This window comes from Usitatibacter palustris (assembly GCF_013003985.1).
Classification (GTDB): Bacteria; Pseudomonadota; Gammaproteobacteria; order Burkholderiales; family Usitatibacteraceae; genus Usitatibacter; species Usitatibacter palustris.
The window spans coordinates 2,894,514-2,912,092 of record NZ_CP053073.1 but is presented as its reverse complement, the minus strand read 5'-3'; the positions used below and the strand labels follow the sequence as shown (position 1 = coordinate 2,912,092).

The window sequence follows — 17,579 nt, the reverse complement described above, 5'->3', positions numbered from 1 at the left end:
ATCGTTAGGCACCATTCCTGGAGGCCCTGCCCTCCTTATGAATAGCGCGAGGCAGTGTAACATTGTGTTGATTTCATGGGCAAAATCGCAGCGCTCCCCGAGCTCCTCGTCAACCAGATCGCCGCCGGCGAGGTGGTAGAACGCCCTGCGTCCGCGTTGAAGGAGTTGCTCGAGAACAGCCTCGATGCCGGCGCGCGCAGCTTGAGCGTCGAGCTCGCCGAAGGCGGCGTGCGCAGGATGCGTGTCGTCGACGATGGTGGCGGCATCTCGCGCGAGGACCTGCCGCTGGCACTCGCCCGCTTCGCCACGAGCAAGATCGCAACCCTCGCGGATCTCGAGCGCGCGGCGACGCTCGGTTTTCGCGGCGAGGCGCTGGCTTCCATCGGGTCGGTCGCGAGGCTTTCGCTGATCAGCCGGCAAGCCGATGAACGCAACGCCTGGCGCATCGCCTGCGAAGGCGGTGCCCTGACCAACGTGGAGCCCGCGGCGCTCGCGGCCGGAACGACGGTCGACGTCGAGGAGCTCTTCTACAACACGCCCGCGCGGCGCAAGTTCCTCAAGAGCGAAGCCACCGAGTTCGCGCGGTGCGAGGAAGCGTTCGCGCGCATCGCGCTCTCGCGCCCCGATTGCGCGTTCGGCCTCAGCCACAACGGCCGGCGCAGCGCGCACTACCCGCCCGAGAACCTGCGTGCCCGCGCCGCGCGCGTCATCGGCGACGAATTCGCCGAGGGCGCGGTGGACGTTCGCTCCGAGGGCGCGCCGGTTTCGCTCACGGGCCTGGTTGCCGCGCCCGGTTTCACCCGCGCCTCGCGCGATGCCCAGTACCTGTTCGTGAACGGACGCTTCGTGCGCGACAAGGTCGTGGCGCACGCCATCCGCGAGGCGTACGCCGATGTGCTGCACCACGATCGCCATCCGGCCTACGTGCTGTTCCTCACGATGGACCCGGCGCTCGTCGATGTGAACGTCCACCCGACCAAGAGCGAAGTGCGCTTCCGCGATTCGGGTTCGATGCACCGGTTCGTTTTCCACGCGCTCTCGCGCGCGCTCGCGGAGCCGCTGGCGGGAGGGGCACCGCCGCCCGTGGCTGCGCCCATGTTCCAGCCGTCGCCCAGCTTCCAGGGCACGCTCGGCATGGCCCAGCCGGCCGCTCGTTACGAGGCGCTCTTTGCTTCGGCCGTCGCCACCGAGCGCCGCCTTGATGCGGTGCCCGCTCGCGAGGGCCAGCCTGCGCACGCCGAAGCGCCGATGCTGGGATTCGCGCTCGCCCAGGTGCACGGCATCTTCGTGCTCGCGCAGAACGCCGCGGGCCTCGTGATGGTCGACATGCACGCCGCGCACGAGCGCATCGTCTACGAGAAGCTCAAGAACGCGCTCGATGCCGCCACGCTCGCGTCGCAGCCCCTGCTGGTGCCGATCCCGATGACCGCGACCGCCGAGGAAGTGGAGCAGGCCGGCGCCGCGCGCGAGGGGTTGGAGAAACTCGGCTTCGACGTGGCGCCGGCCGGCCCGCGCGAGCTCGTCATCCGCGCCGTGCCCGCGCTGCTGTCGGATCTCGACACCGTGGGGCTGCTGCGCTCGATCCTCGGCGACATGCACGAGTTCGGCGCGAGCCGCGCGCTCGTCGAGCAGCGCAACGAATTGCTTTCGACCATGGCCTGCCATGCGGCGGTGCGCGCCAATCGCACGCTGACGCTGCCGGAGATGAACGCGCTCCTGCGGGAGATGGAGGAAACGGAACGCGCCGGCAGCTGCAACCACGGGCGTCCGACATGGGTGCAGTTCTCGCTCGCGGACCTCGACCGGCTGTTCATGAGAGGTCGCTGATCAAGGCCGTTTTTCTTCTCGGCCCCACGGCGAGCGGCAAGACCTCGGTGGCGCTCGCGCTCGCCGAACGCTTTCCCATCGAGATCGTGAGCGTCGATTCCGCGCAGGTGTACCGCGGGATGGACGTGGGCACCGCGAAGCCGAGCGACGCCGAGCGCGCGCGCGTGCCGCACCACTTGATCGACATCGTTGATCCCACCGACGCTTATTCCGCTGGTCGCTTTCGCGAGGATGCATTGAAGCTCGCGGGCGCGATCCACGGGCGCGGCCGACTGCCCGTGTTCGCGGGCGGCACGATGCTCTACATCCGCGCACTGACGCGCGGGCTCGCGACGCTGCCGCCGGCGCATCCGGAGGTGCGGGCCCGAATCGATGCGCGGGCCGCGAAGGAAGGCTGGCCGACGCTGCATGCGGAGCTCGCCCGCATCGACCCCGCAACGGCCGCGAGGCTCAAGCCCATGGATTCCCAGCGCATCCAGCGCGCGTTGGAGATCTATGCGGTTTCAGGCAAGCCGATGTCCGTGCTGCTTCGCGACACGGAGATTCCCGCGCTGGCGTTCACGGCGCTGCGCATTGCGCTCGAACCCTCCGATCGCGCGCAGTTGCACGCACGCATCGAGGCGCGCTTTCGCACCATGCTTGCCGCGGGGCTCGTCGAAGAGCTCGAAGCCCTGCGTGGCCGTTACCTGCTCACAGACACGCTGCCCTCGATGCGCGCGGTGGGATATCGCCAGGCGTGGGACACGCTCGAAGGGCGCGAGAAAGCGGAAACGCTGGAGGCGCGCGGGGTCGCCGCCACGCGACAACTCGCGAAGCGGCAACTCACGTGGCTGCGCGCGATGGACGACCTCGAGCGTTACGACTGCCTGCGCGCGGACCTCGCCGAAGCGGTGGCCGCGCGCGTGGACGGCTTCCTCAGTCGTTCCCGTGGTACTTGAAGCTCACCTTCATCTTAGCGCGGTAGACGAGCTTGCCCGCCTCGACCTTCACGTCGAGGCGATCGACTTCCGCCACGCGCAGGTCGCGCAGGCTCTTGGACGCTTCCTTGATGCCGTTCTTTGCGGCATCGGCCCACGACGATGAACTCGTGCCGACGATTTCGATGATCTTGTAGACGGCGGGAACTTGCTTCTTGGCCATGACTCCTCCTGGGGGAATGGACAACGAAGGGGACTACGAAGCGGTTCGTTTCCTTATAACAGAAACCTCGGCGCCGCCTTCCGAGAAGGCGATGTCGAGCGGCTGGCCGGCCACGAGACCCTCGCTCGAGCGGCGAATCGCGCCGTCGGCATCGCGAACGATCGCGTAGCCGCGAGCGAGTACCCGCGTGGGGTCGAGATGCCCGAGGGCCGCGCGCCGCGCATCGAAGTGCGCGCGGTGCAGGCGAAGCTGCGCATGGGCGCACTGGCGCATTCGGCGGGCGAGGCGATCGAGCGCTTCGCGATGGCGCGCGATCCGCTCGTCGGGGGTGAGCAGGCGCCGGGCGGCGCGGTCGAGCCGTTGCGCGCTGGTCTCGAGGAGGCGTTCGAGATCGCGCGAGAGGCGACGCTGCATCTGCGCAACCATTTCGCACAGCGAGTCACGGTCGGGGCTCGCGGCGGCGGCGGCCGCCGTCGGCGTCGGCGCGCGCAGGTCGGCGGCGAAATCGGCGATGGTGAAATCGGTCTCGTGGCCCACGCCGCTCACGACCGGAATGGCCGATGCGGCGATGGCCCGCGCCACGACTTCCTCGTTGAACGCCCAGAGGTCCTCGAGGCTTCCGCCCCCGCGGCATACAACGAGCACGTCGCATTCGGCGCGGGCATTGGCCACGGCGATCGCCGCGGCGATTCGCGCGCCCGCGCCTTCGCCCTGCACCGGCGCGGGGTAGAGGATGACCGGGACCATGGGCGCGCGCCGTGCAAGCGTCGTGAGCACATCGCGCAGCGCGGCGGCGGCGGGCGAGGTGACGATCCCGATCGCGCGCGGGTACTCGGGCAGGGGGCGCTTGCGCTCGGCCGCGAAGAGTCCTTCGGCATCGAGCCTGGCCTTCAACTTCTCGAATGCTTCGTAAAGCGCGCCCAGCCCGGCCTTGCGCATTTCGTCGACGACGAGTTGGTAACTACCACGCGGCTCGTAGAGCGTGACGCGAGCGCGCACTTCCACTTGCTGTCCGTTCACCGGCTTGAAGTCCAGGAACCGCGCGCGGCTTTGGAACATCGCGCAATCGACCGAGGCCGCCGCGTCCTTGAGTCCGAAGTACCAATGGCCCGAAGGCGCGAGCTTCACGTTCGATATTTCGCCCGCGACCCACAGCATCCGGAACTCGCCTTCCAGGAGTTCACGCGCGCGCCGGTTCAGTTCGGCGACGGTAATGACGGGTGGTTTTTCGGAGGGAAAGGCGAGCGGCACGGGCGAATCCTAGAGGGGTTTTCAGAGGGAAGCGAGCGGTTTTCAGAGGGAAACGGGGCCGCTCCTATCCACCGTCATCCCGCCGTCACACCCCTGTCTCATGGGGTACCGGATGTTCGCGGCGCTTGACAGGGAAATATTTTTCCAAGTCCTTGAGTCACAAGGAAAAACGCGGATCGTTCAAAAATTGGGCGAAAAAGAAAAAAGCCTTTGTTGCACGCTACTTGGAGAGGGTGCCCGGAACCAGCCCACAGGCTTATCCACAGGCTCTGTGGATGATTTGCCACGACTGTGGCGCGGCCGCTGCGGGTGTCGCTCGCAGGCGCCACGCGATAGTGCGTAAACCTCAAGTGAATTCTCAGCGGCGTTGTGCCCGCGCCTGGGGTTGCGCACAAATTGTTGTGGAATGACGGGTGCCACGCTAAAGTGCAGCGGCCTTTCGGAAAAGGAAATCACGCAAGTGTTGTCGATCATCGAAGCGGCCGGCTGGCCAATCTGGTTCATCATCTTCACCTCCATCGTCGCGCTTGCGATCATCGGCGAGCGTTTCTGGTCCTTGCGGACTTCGCTCGTGGCTCCGCGCGACATGCTCGTCAACACGATCCACGAATACCAGGCCAAGGGCGTGACGCCCGATTTCATCTCGCGCCTGCAATCGGGTCCGCTCGTCGGCCGCATCTTCGCCGCGGCGCTGATGAACGAGAAGGGCACGCGCGAAGCGATCAAGGATTCCGTGGAAGACGCGGGCCGCGCCGTCGGGCTCGAGCTCGAGCGCTTCCTCAATACGCTGGGCACGATCGCCACGGTCTCCACGCTGCTCGGCCTCTTCGGCACGATCGTCGGCATGATCGAGATCTTCGGCTCGCAGAATCCGACGTCGGGTGCGGGCAACCCGGCGCAGCTCGCGCACGGCATCTCGGTCGCGCTCTACAACACGCTCTTCGGCATCGGTGTGGCGATCCCGGCCGTGATCTTCTACCGGCACTTCCGCAATCGCGTGGACGTGCTCGTGATCGAGATGGAAAGCCAGGCGATCAAGCTCATCGAGATCATCCGCGGAGAGCGCCGGGCATGAACTTCCGGCGAGGCCGGGAGCGCGAGGACATCGAGATCAACCTCATCCCGTTGATCGACATCCTCATCGTCATCCTCATCTTCCTGTTCCTCACCACGACCTACAGCCGCTACGCGCAGCTGCAGATCAACCTCCCCGAGGCGTCCGCGGCCAAGGCCGCTGAAGGTCCGGAGATCCTCAACGTGGCGGTCGATGCGCAGGGCCGTTACGCGATCAACGGCTCGCCCACGCCTTTCGGCAACCCGCAGAACTTCTCGCAGCGCCTGCGCGAAGCGGCGGGTGCGCGCAAGGATCCGGTGATCGCGATCAGCGCCGACGCGGCCGCGACGCACCAGGCGGTGGTGAACATCATGGAAAGCGCTCGCATCGCGGGCTACAACCACATCTCCTTCACGACGCAAACGCGGCAATAAGGAGCTTCCCCGTTGCAGGCCTGGTTCGAACGCGAGTGGCAACGCCTCGGCGGCGGGGCGCTCGTGATGCTCCCCTTCACGATCCTCTTCATGGCGGCCACGTGGCTGCGCCGCAAGCTCTATGCGGCGGGCCTGCTGCGCGCCTGGCGCGCGCGCGTGCCCGTGATCATCGTCGGGAACATCACGGCCGGTGGCAGCGGCAAGACGCCGCTCGTCATCGCCGTGGTCGAGACCCTGCGCGAGCGCGGCTGGACGCCGGGCGTGGTCGCGCGCGGCTACGGGCGGGTGCCGTCCACGGAGCACGATCCCTCGGGCGTCGTCCGCGTCTTTCCTGAAGTCGCCACGCCGGAACATTTCGGCGACGAGCCCGTGTTGATCGCGCGGCGCCTGCACGTGCCGGTGTTCATTTCACCCGATCGCCCCGCGGCGGTGCGCGCGCTGCTCGAGGCCGTTCCCGAGACCGATGTCGTCGTGAGCGACGACGGCCTGCAGCACTACGCGCTCGCCCGCGATGTGGAGCTTGCGGTGGTCGACGGCGAGCGACGCTTCGGCAACGGCTTGCTCCTGCCCTCCGGCCCGCTGCGCGAACCGGTCTCGCGACTGGCCGGCGTCGATGCGGCGATCGTGAATGGCGGGAATTCCGATGCGGTCCCCGCGCCGCGCCAGTTCGCGATGCGGCTCGGCAAGGAAGTCTTCGTCTCATTTTCCGGCGAAGAGCGCACGCCGGCGGATTTCGCGCTCGCCGCACGCGGCCTCACGGTGGCCGCCGTCGCGGGCATCGGCTATCCGCCGCGATTCTTCGATCACCTCGGGCGCCTGGGTGTTGCCGCACGGGCCTTTCCGTTTCCCGACCACTATCACTTTCACGCGTCCGATTTACGCATGCCCGGCGTGGAGCTGATCGTCATGACGGAAAAGGATGCCGTAAAATGCACCGCGTTCGCCGACGAGCGCTTCTGGTTCCTGCGCGTGTCGGCCGTCCTGCCCCCGGAGTTCGACGCATTCCTTCTTGAGCGCCTGGCTGCTGCGCGCCGTGCCACGAAAGCCCATGGACCCGAAGCTGCTTGAGATCCTCGTGTGTCCCCTGTGCAAGGGCCCGCTCCTCTGGAAGCGCGAGGCGGCCGAGCTCGTCTGCAAGGCCGATCGCCTCGCGTTCCCGGTGAAGGACGACATCCCGGTGATGCTCGAGGAGGAAGCGCGCACGCTCGGCGTCGACGAGGACGCCTGAGCGCGCGATGGAGCGCCTCGCCTTCACGGTGATCATTCCCGCGCGCATGCGCTCCACGCGCCTGCCGCGAAAGATGCTGGCCGACATCGCCGGCAAGCCCCTCGTGGCCTGGGTCGCGGAGCGCGCGCGCGCCGCCGAAGCCGACCAGGTCGTGATCGCCACCGACCACCAGGAGATCGCCGACGCGGTCGCGGCCCTCGGCTGGAAGGTGTGCACGACCTCTCCCGACCATCCGACCGGCACCGATCGCCTCGCCGAAGCGGTGGACCTCCTTTCGCTGGGCGATGACGAGATCGTCGTGAACGTGCAGGGCGACGAGCCGCTCATCGATCCGGCCCTGGTGCGCAAGGTCGCGGGTGAGCTCGCGTTGCGCCCGAACGCCGCGATCGCGACCGCGGCGCATCCGATCGATTCGGCCGCGACGTTCTTCGATCCGAACGTCGTGAAGGTGGTCGTGGACACGGCGGGCTACGCGCAGTACTTCTCGCGCGCGCCGATTCCCTACGCCCGCGACGCCTTTGCCCAGTCGCGCGACAGCTTGCCCGCGGGCTTTCCCGCCTATCGCCACATCGGCATCTACGCCTACCGCGTGCGCTTCCTGCGCGAGTACGCGTCCCTCTCGCCTACATCGGCCGAGAAATTCGAAGCGCTCGAGCAGCTGCGGGCGCTGGGCCATGGCCATCGCATTGCCGTGGCCTTCTGGACGGGCGCCATGGAACCGGGCGTGGACACCCAGGAAGACCTCGACCGCGTGCGCAAGGTGTTGTCCGCCGGGTGAGGCGGCCCCTGCGCGGCCGTGTCGCCTCCCGTGACAAGAGGGGCGGCGGCAAGCGATAATGGGGGGTTAACAAAAGCAGTTTCGTTGAGGGGGGAGTGGGCCGATGCGCCTGATATTGCTGGGGGGACCGGGTGCGGGCAAAGGCACCCAGGCGGGCTTCATCACGCAGCGTTATTCGATTCCGCAGATTTCCACCGGGGACATGCTTCGCGCCGCAGTCAAGGCGGGTACGCCCCTGGGCAAGGCTGCGAAGCAGGTGATGGACCGCGGCGACCTCGTCTCCGACGACATCATCATCGGCCTCGTGAAGGAGCGCATCCAGGCGCCGGACTGCGCGAACGGTTTCCTCTTCGACGGTTTTCCGCGGACGATCCCGCAGGCCGAGGCCATGGCCGAATCGGGCGTGGATCTCGACCACGTGGTCGAGCTCGTCGTGGCCGACTCGCTCATCATCGACCGCATGGCGGGCCGGCGCGTGCACGTCGCCTCGGGCCGCACGTACCACATCACGAACAATCCGCCGAAGGTCGCGGGCAAGGATGACGCGACCGGCGAAGAGCTCGTGCAGCGCGTCGACGACCAGGAAGAGACGGTCAAGAATCGCCTCGCGGTCTACCACAAGCAAACCGAGCCGCTCGTGAGCTACTACTCCGAATGGGCGTCCTCGGGCGATGCGCACGCGCCCACCGTGCATCGCGTCAACGGGCTGGGCACGGTCGAGGAAGTCCGCGACCGCATCTTCACGGCACTGGGATAGAGGCAATGCCCCGCAACGCCTTCTACGCGCAATCGGGCGGGGTGACCGCCGTGATCAACGCTTCGGCCGCCGGCGTGATCGAGACGGCGCGCAAGCACAGGAAGCACATCGGCAAGGTCTATGCGGGCCGCAACGGCATTCTCGGCGCGCTCACCGAAGACCTGATCGACACCGGCAAGGATTCACCGGCCGCCATCCGCGCGCTCAAGAACACGCCCGGCGGTGCCTTTGGTTCGGCTCGCTATAAATTGAAGTCGCTGGAGAAGAACCGCCGCGAATACGAACGCCTCGTGGAAGTCTTCAAGGCGCACGACATCGGCTACTTCTTCCTGAATGGTGGCAACGATTCCGCCGACACCTGCCTCAAGGTCTCGCAGATCTCGCAGTCGATGGGCTACCCGCTCACCGCGGTGCACGTTCCGAAGACCGTCGACAACGACCTCCCGATCACCGACTGCTGCCCGGGCTTCGGCTCGGTCGCGAAGTACGTCGCCACCTCGATGATGGAAGCGGGCCTCGACATCGAATCGATGGCGAAGACCTCGACCAAGGTCTTCATCATGGAAGTGATGGGCCGCCACGCGGGCTGGATCACGGCCGCGATGGGGCTTGCACAGACGCAGCCCGGTATCGCGCCGCACGTGCTGCTGTTTCCCGAGATCGCATTCGACGAGGAAGCCTTCCTCGCCGCGGTGAAGAAGAACGTCGAGAAGTTCGGCTACTGCGCGGTCGGCGTGTCAGAAGGCCTGCAGGACAAGGACGGCAAGTTCCTCGCGGAGTCCGGCCTCAAGGATGCCTTCGGCCATTCGCAGCTGGGCGGCGTTGCGCCGCGCATCGCCGAGCTCGTGCGCGGGAAGCTCGGCCTCAAGCACCACTGGGCGGTCGCGGATTACCTGCAGCGCGCCGCGCGCCACATCGCTTCGAAGACCGATCTCGAGCAGAGCTATGCCGTCGGCAAGGCCGCGGTCGAGTTCGCCGTGAAGGGCCACACGGGCGTGATGCCCACGATCGTGCGCACCGCCTCCAAGCCCTATCGCTGGAAGATCGGCATGGCGCCGCTCACCGCGATCGCGAACGTCGAGAAGAAGATGCCGCGCGACTTCATCACGGCGGACGGGTTCCACATCACGCAGAAATGCCGCAACTACCTCGCGCCGCTGATCGCGGGCGAAGCTTTCCCGCCGTTCGAAGCCGGCCTGCCGCGCTACGTCCGGCTGAAGAACGTCGCGGTGAAGAAGAAGACTCCCGGCTACACGCTTTAACGGCTCATACAAGAAAACACCTCTCGAAACGAAGGAGAAGCACATGTTGCAAAACGCAATCCTGATCGCGCTCGTCTGTGGCGCCATCGCCTTGCTGTACGGCGCGTGGACCGCGAAAGCGATCCTCTCGCAGCCCGATGGCAATGACCGCATGCGCGAAATCGCGGCGGCCATCCAGACGGGCGCCAAGGCGTACCTGAACCGCCAGTACACGACGATCAGCGTCGTGGGCGTGATCCTCTTCCTGGTCATGGGCCTCGTCCCGGGCCTGGGCTGGATGACGGCACTGGGCTTCGCGATCGGCGCCATCGCCTCGGGCGCGGCCGGCTACATCGGCATGAACGTGTCGGTGCGCGCCAACGTCCGCACGGCCGAAGCCGCTCGCCGCGGCATCGGTCCGGCGCTCGACATCGCCTTCAAGGGCGGCGCGATCACGGGCCTGCTGGTCGTGGGCCTGGGCCTGCTGTCGGTGGCCGGCTTCTTCCTGCTGCTGCACGGCTCGGGTACGCACGGCACGAAGATGAGCGACGTCGTGAAGCCGCTCATCGGCCTTGCGTTCGGCTCCTCGCTGATCTCGATCTTCGCGCGACTCGGTGGCGGCATCTTCACCAAGGGCGCGGACGTCGGCGCGGACCTCGTCGGCAAGGTGGAAGCGGGCATCCCGGAAGATGATCCCCGCAACCCCGCCGTGATCGCCGACAACGTGGGCGACAACGTGGGCGACTGCGCCGGCATGGCCGCGGACCTCTTCGAGACCTACGCCGTGACGATCATCGCCACGATGGTGCTGGGCGCGCTGCTGCTGCCCTCGCCGGGCACGGTGGGCAACGTCGTCACGTATCCGCTGGTGCTGGGCGGCGTGTCGATCATCGCCTCGATCATCGGTTGCTACTTCGTCAAGGCCGCCGACGGCGGCAAGATCATGAACGCGCTGTATCGCGGCCTCGCCGTCGCAGGCGGCATCTCGCTCGTGTTCTTCTGGTTCGTCACCGACTGGATGATGAAGGACGTCATCGCGGTGTACCCGACGCTCACCGTCGCCAAGCTCTGGGGCACCTGCCTGGTCGGCATCGTGCTCACCGCGCTGATGGTCATCATCACCGAGTACTACACGGGCACGGATTACGCGCCGGTGAAGCACGTGGCGGAAGCGTCTACCAAGGGTCACGCGACCAACATCATCGCGGGCATCGGTGTCTCGATGCGCTCGACGGCCTGGCCCGTGCTCTCGGTGTGCATCGCGATCTGGGCGGCCTATGCGCTCGCGGGCCTGTACGGCATCGCGATCGCCGCGACCTCCATGCTCTCGATGGCCGGCATCATCGTCGCACTCGACGCCTACGGCCCGATCACCGACAACGCCGGCGGCATCGCCGAGATGGCGGAGCTCCCGAAGGAAGTGCGCAACGTCACCGACCCGCTCGACGCCGTGGGCAACACGACCAAGGCCGTCACCAAGGGTTACGCGATCGGTTCGGCCGGCCTTGCCGCGCTGGTGCTCTTCGCCGACTACACGCACAAGCTCGAGGAAGCCGGACGCCACATCACGTTCGACCTGTCGAACCCGGCGGTCATCATCGGCCTGTTCGTCGGCGGCCTGATCCCGTATCTGTTCGGCGCGATGGCGATGGAAGCCGTCGGTCGTTGCGCGGGCTCGGTGGTGGAAGAAGTGCGCCGCCAGTTCCGCGAGATCAAGGGAATCATGGAAGGCACGGCCAAGCCCGATTACTCGCGCGCGGTCGACATGCTGACCAAGGGCGCGATCAAGGAAATGATGATCCCGTCGCTGCTGCCGGTGCTGTCGCCGATCGCGGTGGCGCTGATCGTCGGCATGCTGATGGGACGTGACGCGGGCGTGCAAGCGCTCGGCGGCATGCTCATGGGCACGATCGTCACGGGCCTGTTCGTCGCCATCTCGATGTGCACGGGCGGCGGCGCGTGGGACAACGCCAAGAAGTACATCGAAGACGGCCATCACGGCGGCAAGGGCAGCGATGCCCACAAGGCCGCGGTGACGGGCGACACGGTGGGCGATCCCTACAAGGACACCGCCGGTCCGGCCGTGAACCCGCTGATCAAGATCATCAACATCGTTGCGTTGCTGATCGTTCCGCTGCTGTAACAAGAAAGAAAATAGAGGGGTCAGACCACTCTGCTTGCCGGGGCATTTCGCAAGTAGAGTGGTCTGACCCCTCTCTCATTTCAGGAGATTCAATGGCACTCGTCTTCTATCACGGCCACGGCTCGCCTTATTCGTGGCGCGTGTGGCTCGCCCTCGAGCACATCGGCGTTCCCTACGAATTGAAGGTCCTGTCCTTCCAGGACAAGGACACGACCAAGCCCGAGTTCGTCGCGATCAACCCGCGCCACAAGGTGCCGACGATCACCGACGACGGCTTCGGCCTGTGGGAATCGATCCCGATCCTCGAGTACCTCGACGAGCGATTCCCGAACGCGGACGCGGCCAAGCGCCTCTATCCGGGTGACGCGAAGAACCGCGCGCGCATCCGCCGGCTGGTGCGCGAGGCCGAGGAATACCTGGGCGTCGAGGGCGTGGATCTCGTCGTCGATGAATACTTCTTCAAGAAGGACGAAGCACCCGATCTCGAGCGCGTCGAGAAGGGCCGCGCGAAGGTTGCCGAGGAACTGAAGATCTTCGAGCGCGAGTTGCGCGGTGACTTCCTGACAGGCGAATCGCCGACCGCCGCCGACTACGTCCTCCTGCCGCTGCTCGGCTACTGCAAGCGCCTCACGGTGCGCAAGCCCGAAGCAAGGCTCACGGAGCTGATTCCGGCGGGCCTCTCGGCGTGGATGAAACGGATGGAAGCGCTGCCGTTCTACGACAAGACCTTTCCGCCGCACTGGCGATGAAGTTCACGCTGCGCGCGACAGATGGTCCGGCGCGCCGCGGCACGCTCACGCTCGCCCACGGCGAAGTGCAGACGCCGGCGTTCATGCCGGTGGGCACGTACGGAACGGTGAAGGCGATGAGTCCCGCGGAGCTGGTCGAGATCGGCGCGGACATCGTCCTCGGAAACACCTTCCACCTCTGGTTGCGCCCGGGGCTCGAGGTCATCCGCGCGCACCAGGGACTGCATCGCTTCATGGGCTGGAAGGGACCGATCCTCACCGACTCCGGCGGCTTCCAGGTGTTCAGCCTGGGCGCGATGCGAAAGATCAGCGAGGAAGGCGTGGCCTTCCAGTCCCCGATCAACGGCGACAAGCTCTTCCTCACGCCCGAGGAATCGATGGCGATCCAGAAGACGCTCGATTCCGACATCGTGATGATCTTCGACGAATGCATCGGGCTTCCGGCGACGCGCGATGAAACCGCGGACTCGATGCGGCTCTCGCTTCGCTGGGCCGAGCGCTCGAAGCGCGCGCACGAAGGCAATGCGAACGCGCTCTTCGGCATCGTGCAGGGCGGCATGCACGAGGACCTGCGCGACGAATCCCTGGGCGCGCTCGCGACGATCGGCTTCGACGGCTACGCGATCGGCGGCCTTTCCGTCGGCGAGCCGAAGGAAGACATGGAGCGCGTGCTCTCGCACACCGCGCCCAGGCTGCCCGCCGATCGCCCGCGCTACCTGATGGGCGTCGGGACGCCCGAGGACCTGGTGATGGGTGTGTCGCGCGGCATCGACATGTTCGATTGCGTGATGCCCACGCGCAACGCCCGCAACGGGTGGCTCTTCACCCGTTTCGGCGACGTGAAGATCAAGAACGCCCGCCATCGCGAGGACACGCAGCCGCTCGATTCAACGTGTGCCTGCTACACGTGCCGCAATTTCACCCGTGCCTACCTCCACCATTTGCATCGGGCCAACGAGATCCTCGGCGCCCGGCTGAACACGATCCACAACCTGCACTACTACCTCGACCTGATGCGCGAGATGCGAAAAGCCATCGAAGGGGGGTTGTGGAGCGAGTTTTCGGCCCGATTTGCCCGTGAACGCAGTCGGGAGGCGGTCGAATAGGGGGTCCGCTGTGCTAAAATAGCGGGCTTCAAAAGCAGGCAAAAAGCCTGTCATATCAAGAATTTCCGTACGGAGACCCGTTCCATGATCGGTACTGCTTACGCCCAGGCGGCAGGTGCTGCGCCCTCGGGCAGCGACACCCTGATGGGGATGCTCCCCATCGTTCTGATGTTCGTGATCCTCTACTTCCTCATGATTCGTCCGCAGATGAAGAAGGCGAAGGAGCACAAGACGATGCTCGAGGCGCTGCAGAAGGGCGACGAGGTCGTGGCCCTCGGATTCCTCGGCCGCATCAACAAGGTGGGCGACACGTACATCAGCCTCGAAGTCGCCGACAACGTGGTGCTGCAAGTCGAGAAGCAGGCCGTGAACAAGCTGCTGCCCAAGGGCACGTACAAGGGCGCGCAGTAGCCTCATGAATCGCTATCCCCTCTGGAAGTACCTCGTGATCGCGCTCGCCCTCGTGGTGGGCGTGATCTACGCCGTGCCGAACCTGTTCGGCGAGGTGCCCGTGGTGCAGGTCTCGTCCTCGCGCACGACGATCAAGATCGACGAGACGCTGCAGGCGCGCCTCGAGGGCGACCTCAAGGCCGCCAACATCACGCCGCAGCGCGTCGAGCGCGAAGACGCAGCCCTGCGCTTCTTCTTCGCCGACACCGACGTGCAGCTCAAGGCGCGCGAGGTGCTCGTCGCCAAGGCCGGCACTGGCTACATCGTTGCGCTCAACCTCGTCTCGAGCTCGCCCAAGTGGCTGCATGCCCTCGGCGCGAACCCGATGTACCTGGGCCTCGACTTGCGCGGGGGCGTGCACTTCCTGCTGCAGGTGGACATGAAGTCCGCGGTGAACAAGTCCGTCGAGCGCTATCTCGCAGACTCGCGCAACGCGCTTCGCGACAAGAAGATCTATTACTCGGGCCTCGGCCGCGAGGGCGAGCGCATCGTCATCCGCTTCCGCGAAGCCGACCAGCGCGCCGCGGCGATGAAGCAGCTCGCTGACCAGATGCCTGACCTCACGCTGCGCGAAGTCGAGGGCGAGGAGTCGCAGATCGTCGCGACCATCAAGCCCGAGGTCGTGAAGCGCGAACAGGAGCTCGCGCTCCAGCAGAACATCCAGACGCTGCGCAACCGCGTGAACGAGCTCGGCGTCGCCGAGCCGATCGTGCAGCAGCAGGGTGTGGACCGCATCTCCGTGCAGCTCGCCGGCGTGCAGGATCCGGGCCGCGCGAAGGAAATCCTCGGGCGCACCGCGACCCTCGAGGTGCGCAACGTCGCGGAAGAGTACGCCGCGGGTTCGGGCCAGGACGCGTTCTTCCAGTTCAAGGACCAGCCTGCGCCGTTCAATACCGAGAAGTACCTCGACCAGGAAGGCCGTCCGGTCCTCGTGAAGAAGTCGCTGGTCATCAGCGGCGATCGCATCCGCGACGCCCAGCCGGGCTTCGACCAGAAGAATGGCGGCGCCGTCGTCTCGATGAATCTCGACGACACGGGCGGGCGCATCATGCGCCAGAACACGCGCGAGAACGTGAAGAAGCGCATGGCGATGATGCTGGTGGAAAAGAACAGCACCACCGTGCTCACCTGGCCGGTCATCCAGGAAGAATTCGGCGCGCGCTTCCAGATCTCGGGCATGCCCGACGCGACGGAAGCGAAGAACCTCGCGCTCCTGCTTCGTGCCGGAGCGCTTGCGGCCTCGATGGACATCATCGAGGAGCGCACCGTGGGCCCCAGCCTCGGCGCGGAGAACATCCAGAAGGGCTATCGCGCGGTCATGGGCGGCTTCCTCCTGATCGCCGCGTTCATGATCCTGTACTACATGCTCTTCGGCCTGGTGTCGGTGCTGGCCCTGGGCGCGAACCTGCTCTTCCTCGTGGCGATCCTCTCGATGATGCAGGTCACGCTCACGTTGCCCGGCATCGCGGCCATCGCGCTCACGCTCGGCATGGCGATCGACGCCAACGTGCTGATCAACGAGCGCGTGCGTGAAGAAGTGCGCTCCGGCATGACGCCGCAGATGGCGATCCAGGCCGGCTACGAGCGTGCCTTCGGCACCATTCTCGACTCCAACGTGACCACGCTCATCGCGGGCCTCGCACTCCTCGCGTTCGGCTCGGGCCCGATCAAGGGCTTCGCGGTCGTGCACTGCCTGGGCATCCTCACCTCGATCTTCAGCGCGGTCGTCGTCTCGCGCGGGATCGTGAACCTCATCTACGGTGGCCGGAAGAAGATCGGCAAGATCTCGATCGGCAACACCACCTGGGAAAAGAAGGCGGGGGCCTGACATGGAATTCTTCAAGATCCGCGGCACCATCCCCTTCATGCGCCATGCGCTGGTGTTCAACGTCATTTCGTTGATCACCTTCGTGCTGGCGGTGGGCTTCCTCATCGCGAAGGGCCTGCACTTCTCGATCGAATTCACCGGCGGCACGGTGATGGAAGTGAACTACGCGAAGGAGGCCAGCCCGGACCGTATTCGCGAGGCCATCCAGAAGACCGGACTCACGGATTTCACCGTGCAGACCTTCGGCACGCCGCGCGACGTCCTGATCCGGCTGCAGCTCAAGCAGGCCGAGGGCCAGAGCCAGAACGTCGAGATGCAGAAGCAATCCGACACCGTGATGAAGGCCCTCAAGGCCGAGGATCCGAGCGCCCAGTTGAAGCGCGTCGAGTTCGTCGGCGGCCAGGTGGGCAAGGAGCTCGCGGCCGACGGCGGCCTCGCATTGCTATTCGTTTGTATCGGGATCGTGATCTACCTCGCATTCCGGTTCGAGTGGCGCTTCGCCGTGGCCACCATCCTCGCGAACCTGCACGACGTCGTGATCATCCTGGGCTTCTTCGCCGCGTTCGGCTGGGAATTCTCGCTGCCCGTACTCGCCGCCGTGCTCGCGATCCTGGGTTATTCGGTGAACGAGTCGGTGGTCGTGTTCGACCGGGTGCGCGAGAACTTCAAGAAGCTGCGCAAGGCGTCGGTGCCCGAGGTGATGGATGCCTCGATCACGGGCACGATCTCGCGCACGATCATCACGCACGGCTGCACGCAGATGATGGTGCTCTCGATCCTCATCTTCGGCGGCGCGACGCTGCATTACTTCGCGCTCGCGCTGACGATCGGCATCTGCTTCGGCATCTACTCCTCGGTGCTGGTTGCTTGCCCGCTCGCGATGTACCTCGGCGCCTCGCGCGAGGACTTCGTGAAGCCGGAGAAGAAGGCCGCCACGGCCGAAATGCCCTGATGGAGTTTCTCGCCGGGTTGCTGGACATCGTGCTCCGGCTCGATGTCCACCTCGCGGCGCTGGTCTCCAGTTACGGTGCGTGGGTCTACGCGATCCTCTTCGCCGTGATCTTCGCGGAGACGGGGCTGGTCGTGACCCCGATCCTGCCGGGGGATTCGCTGCTGTTCGTCGCCGGCGCCGTGGCCGCCTTGGGTGGCCTCGACGTCCACCTGCTCGCCTTCCTGCTCGTCGTGGCCGCGGTGCTGGGCAACACCACCAACTATGCGATCGGCCGCTGGCTCGGAAAGCGCTTCTTCACCGACCGCGGCTCGCGCTGGCTCAATCCCGCCCACCTCGATCGCACGCACGCCTTCTACGAGCGCCACGGCGGCATGGCCGTGGTGATCTCGCGCTTCATGCCGATCGTGCGCACCTACGTGCCGTTTGTCGCCGGCCTCGGGGCGATGAACCCCACCAGCTTCACGGCGTACAACGTGGGCGGCGCGGTCCTGTGGGTCGGATCGCTCACCTACGCGGGTTACTTCTTCGGCAACGTTCCCTGGGTGAAGGCCAACCTCACCCTGATCATCCTCGCGATCATCGCGTTGAGCCTGGTGCCGATGGTGGTCGCGATGATCCGCTCGCGGGCGTAGCATTGCCTC

General features: G+C 66.1%; 18 protein-coding genes. 16 read left to right on the top strand and 2 right to left on the bottom strand.

The window, feature by feature from the left end; translation table 11 throughout:
- Nucleotides 1-75 precede the first annotated feature (75 nt).
- Nucleotides 76-1,827: a DNA mismatch repair endonuclease MutL gene (gene mutL / locus DSM104440_RS14180; RefSeq protein ID WP_171163736.1), complete on the top strand. Its 1,752-nt coding sequence runs from the start codon at nt 76-78 to the stop codon at nt 1,825-1,827.
- Nucleotides 1,773-2,765 carry a tRNA (adenosine(37)-N6)-dimethylallyltransferase MiaA gene (gene miaA / locus DSM104440_RS14175; protein ID WP_171163734.1) on the top strand — a complete coding sequence of 331 codons (993 nt, stop codon included), beginning with the start codon at nt 1,773-1,775 and terminating at the stop codon, nt 2,763-2,765. Before mutL ends, miaA begins: the two co-directional genes overlap by 55 nt.
- On the opposite strand, the gene DSM104440_RS14170 is transcribed toward miaA, so the two are convergent.
- Together DSM104440_RS14170 and xseA are read right to left on the bottom strand one after the other, a co-directional pair.
- Complete coding sequence (locus DSM104440_RS14170; protein ID WP_171163732.1) at nt 2,743-2,967, bottom strand: dodecin family protein; 225 nt, start codon at nt 2,965-2,967, stop codon at nt 2,743-2,745. The genes miaA and DSM104440_RS14170 overlap by 23 nt on opposite strands.
- A gap of 33 nt (nt 2,968-3,000) precedes the next feature.
- Nucleotides 3,001-4,218, bottom strand: a complete 1,218-nt coding sequence (gene xseA / locus DSM104440_RS14165) for an exodeoxyribonuclease VII large subunit (RefSeq protein WP_171163729.1) — start codon at nt 4,216-4,218, stop codon at nt 3,001-3,003.
- Between the two features lie 460 nt (nt 4,219-4,678).
- On the opposite strand from xseA, the gene DSM104440_RS14160 reads away from it, so the two are divergent.
- The 14 genes from DSM104440_RS14160 to DSM104440_RS14095 all read left to right on the top strand — a co-directional run bounded on the left by DSM104440_RS14160 (nt 4,679) and on the right by DSM104440_RS14095 (nt 17,570).
- On the top strand, nt 4,679-5,293 hold the full coding sequence (locus DSM104440_RS14160) for a MotA/TolQ/ExbB proton channel family protein (RefSeq protein WP_171163727.1): 615 nt from the start codon (nt 4,679-4,681) through the stop codon (nt 5,291-5,293).
- The gene (locus tag DSM104440_RS14155) at nt 5,290-5,706 is read left to right on the top strand and encodes an ExbD/TolR family protein (protein ID WP_171163725.1); all 417 of its coding nucleotides are present in this window, start codon (nt 5,290-5,292) and stop codon (nt 5,704-5,706) included. Before DSM104440_RS14160 ends, DSM104440_RS14155 begins: the two co-directional genes overlap by 4 nt.
- Before the next feature lie 12 nt (nt 5,707-5,718).
- A complete protein-coding gene (gene lpxK, locus DSM104440_RS14150; protein WP_171163723.1) occupies nt 5,719-6,774 on the top strand; it encodes a tetraacyldisaccharide 4'-kinase in 1,056 nt (351 codons plus the stop codon).
- Nucleotides 6,755-6,934 (top strand): Trm112 family protein, encoded by a 180-nt coding sequence (locus DSM104440_RS14145; protein ID WP_171163721.1) that lies wholly within the window; start codon nt 6,755-6,757, stop codon nt 6,932-6,934. Before lpxK ends, DSM104440_RS14145 begins: the two co-directional genes overlap by 20 nt.
- Nucleotides 6,935-6,941: 7 nt before the next feature.
- On the top strand, nt 6,942-7,712 hold the full coding sequence (gene kdsB / locus DSM104440_RS14140; protein ID WP_171163719.1) for a 3-deoxy-manno-octulosonate cytidylyltransferase: 771 nt from the start codon (nt 6,942-6,944) through the stop codon (nt 7,710-7,712).
- A 103-nt stretch (nt 7,713-7,815) separates the two neighbouring features.
- Nucleotides 7,816-8,469, top strand: a complete 654-nt coding sequence (adk, locus tag DSM104440_RS14135; RefSeq protein WP_171163717.1) for an adenylate kinase — start codon at nt 7,816-7,818, stop codon at nt 8,467-8,469.
- Nucleotides 8,470-8,474: 5 nt separating this feature from the next.
- The gene (locus tag DSM104440_RS14130) at nt 8,475-9,731 is read left to right on the top strand and encodes a 6-phosphofructokinase (RefSeq protein WP_171163715.1); all 1,257 of its coding nucleotides are present in this window, start codon (nt 8,475-8,477) and stop codon (nt 9,729-9,731) included.
- Nucleotides 9,732-9,774: 43 nt separating this feature from the next.
- Nucleotides 9,775-11,853, top strand: coding sequence for a sodium-translocating pyrophosphatase (locus DSM104440_RS14125; RefSeq protein WP_171163713.1), 2,079 nt, complete (start codon nt 9,775-9,777; stop codon nt 11,851-11,853).
- A gap of 92 nt (nt 11,854-11,945) precedes the next feature.
- The gene (locus tag DSM104440_RS14120) at nt 11,946-12,602 is read left to right on the top strand and encodes a glutathione S-transferase family protein (protein WP_171163711.1); all 657 of its coding nucleotides are present in this window, start codon (nt 11,946-11,948) and stop codon (nt 12,600-12,602) included.
- The gene (gene tgt, locus DSM104440_RS14115) at nt 12,599-13,708 is read left to right on the top strand and encodes a tRNA guanosine(34) transglycosylase Tgt (protein ID WP_171163709.1); all 1,110 of its coding nucleotides are present in this window, start codon (nt 12,599-12,601) and stop codon (nt 13,706-13,708) included. Before DSM104440_RS14120 ends, tgt begins: the two co-directional genes overlap by 4 nt.
- Before the next feature lie 84 nt (nt 13,709-13,792).
- Nucleotides 13,793-14,119: a preprotein translocase subunit YajC gene (gene yajC, locus DSM104440_RS14110; protein WP_171163707.1), complete on the top strand. Its 327-nt coding sequence runs from the start codon at nt 13,793-13,795 to the stop codon at nt 14,117-14,119.
- Between the two features lie 4 nt (nt 14,120-14,123).
- Nucleotides 14,124-15,986: a protein translocase subunit SecD gene (gene secD / locus DSM104440_RS14105; protein ID WP_171163705.1), complete on the top strand. Its 1,863-nt coding sequence runs from the start codon at nt 14,124-14,126 to the stop codon at nt 15,984-15,986.
- Between the two features lies 1 nt (nt 15,987).
- The gene (gene secF, locus DSM104440_RS14100; protein WP_171163703.1) at nt 15,988-16,938 is read left to right on the top strand and encodes a protein translocase subunit SecF; all 951 of its coding nucleotides are present in this window, start codon (nt 15,988-15,990) and stop codon (nt 16,936-16,938) included.
- The gene (locus DSM104440_RS14095; RefSeq protein ID WP_171163701.1) at nt 16,938-17,570 is read left to right on the top strand and encodes a DedA family protein; all 633 of its coding nucleotides are present in this window, start codon (nt 16,938-16,940) and stop codon (nt 17,568-17,570) included. The genes secF and DSM104440_RS14095 overlap by 1 nt, the downstream gene beginning before the upstream one ends.
- The last annotated feature ends 9 nt before the right edge of the window (nt 17,571-17,579 follow it).

Excerpts from the sequence above, each read along its gene's own strand:
- mutL (WP_171163736.1), top strand. The coding sequence starts at position 76 with ATGGGCAAAATCGCAGCGCTCCCCGAGCTCCTCGTCAACCAGATCGCC.
- miaA (WP_171163734.1), top strand. The coding sequence starts at position 1,773 with ATGGGTGCAGTTCTCGCTCGCGGACCTCGACCGGCTGTTCATGAGAGG.
- DSM104440_RS14170 (WP_171163732.1), bottom strand. The coding sequence starts at position 2,967 with ATGGCCAAGAAGCAAGTTCCCGCCGTCTACAAGATCATCGAAATCGTC.
- DSM104440_RS14155 (WP_171163725.1), top strand. The coding sequence starts at position 5,290 with ATGAACTTCCGGCGAGGCCGGGAGCGCGAGGACATCGAGATCAACCTC.
- DSM104440_RS14145 (WP_171163721.1), top strand. The coding sequence starts at position 6,755 with ATGGACCCGAAGCTGCTTGAGATCCTCGTGTGTCCCCTGTGCAAGGGC.
- kdsB (WP_171163719.1), top strand. The coding sequence starts at position 6,942 with ATGGAGCGCCTCGCCTTCACGGTGATCATTCCCGCGCGCATGCGCTCC.
- adk (WP_171163717.1), top strand. The coding sequence starts at position 7,816 with ATGCGCCTGATATTGCTGGGGGGACCGGGTGCGGGCAAAGGCACCCAG.
- DSM104440_RS14130 (WP_171163715.1), top strand. The coding sequence starts at position 8,475 with ATGCCCCGCAACGCCTTCTACGCGCAATCGGGCGGGGTGACCGCCGTG.
- DSM104440_RS14125 (WP_171163713.1), top strand. The coding sequence starts at position 9,775 with ATGTTGCAAAACGCAATCCTGATCGCGCTCGTCTGTGGCGCCATCGCC.
- DSM104440_RS14120 (WP_171163711.1), top strand. The coding sequence starts at position 11,946 with ATGGCACTCGTCTTCTATCACGGCCACGGCTCGCCTTATTCGTGGCGC.
- tgt (WP_171163709.1), top strand. The coding sequence starts at position 12,599 with ATGAAGTTCACGCTGCGCGCGACAGATGGTCCGGCGCGCCGCGGCACG.
- yajC (WP_171163707.1), top strand. The coding sequence starts at position 13,793 with ATGATCGGTACTGCTTACGCCCAGGCGGCAGGTGCTGCGCCCTCGGGC.
- secD (WP_171163705.1), top strand. The coding sequence starts at position 14,124 with ATGAATCGCTATCCCCTCTGGAAGTACCTCGTGATCGCGCTCGCCCTC.
- secF (WP_171163703.1), top strand. The coding sequence starts at position 15,988 with ATGGAATTCTTCAAGATCCGCGGCACCATCCCCTTCATGCGCCATGCG.
- DSM104440_RS14095 (WP_171163701.1), top strand. The coding sequence starts at position 16,938 with ATGGAGTTTCTCGCCGGGTTGCTGGACATCGTGCTCCGGCTCGATGTC.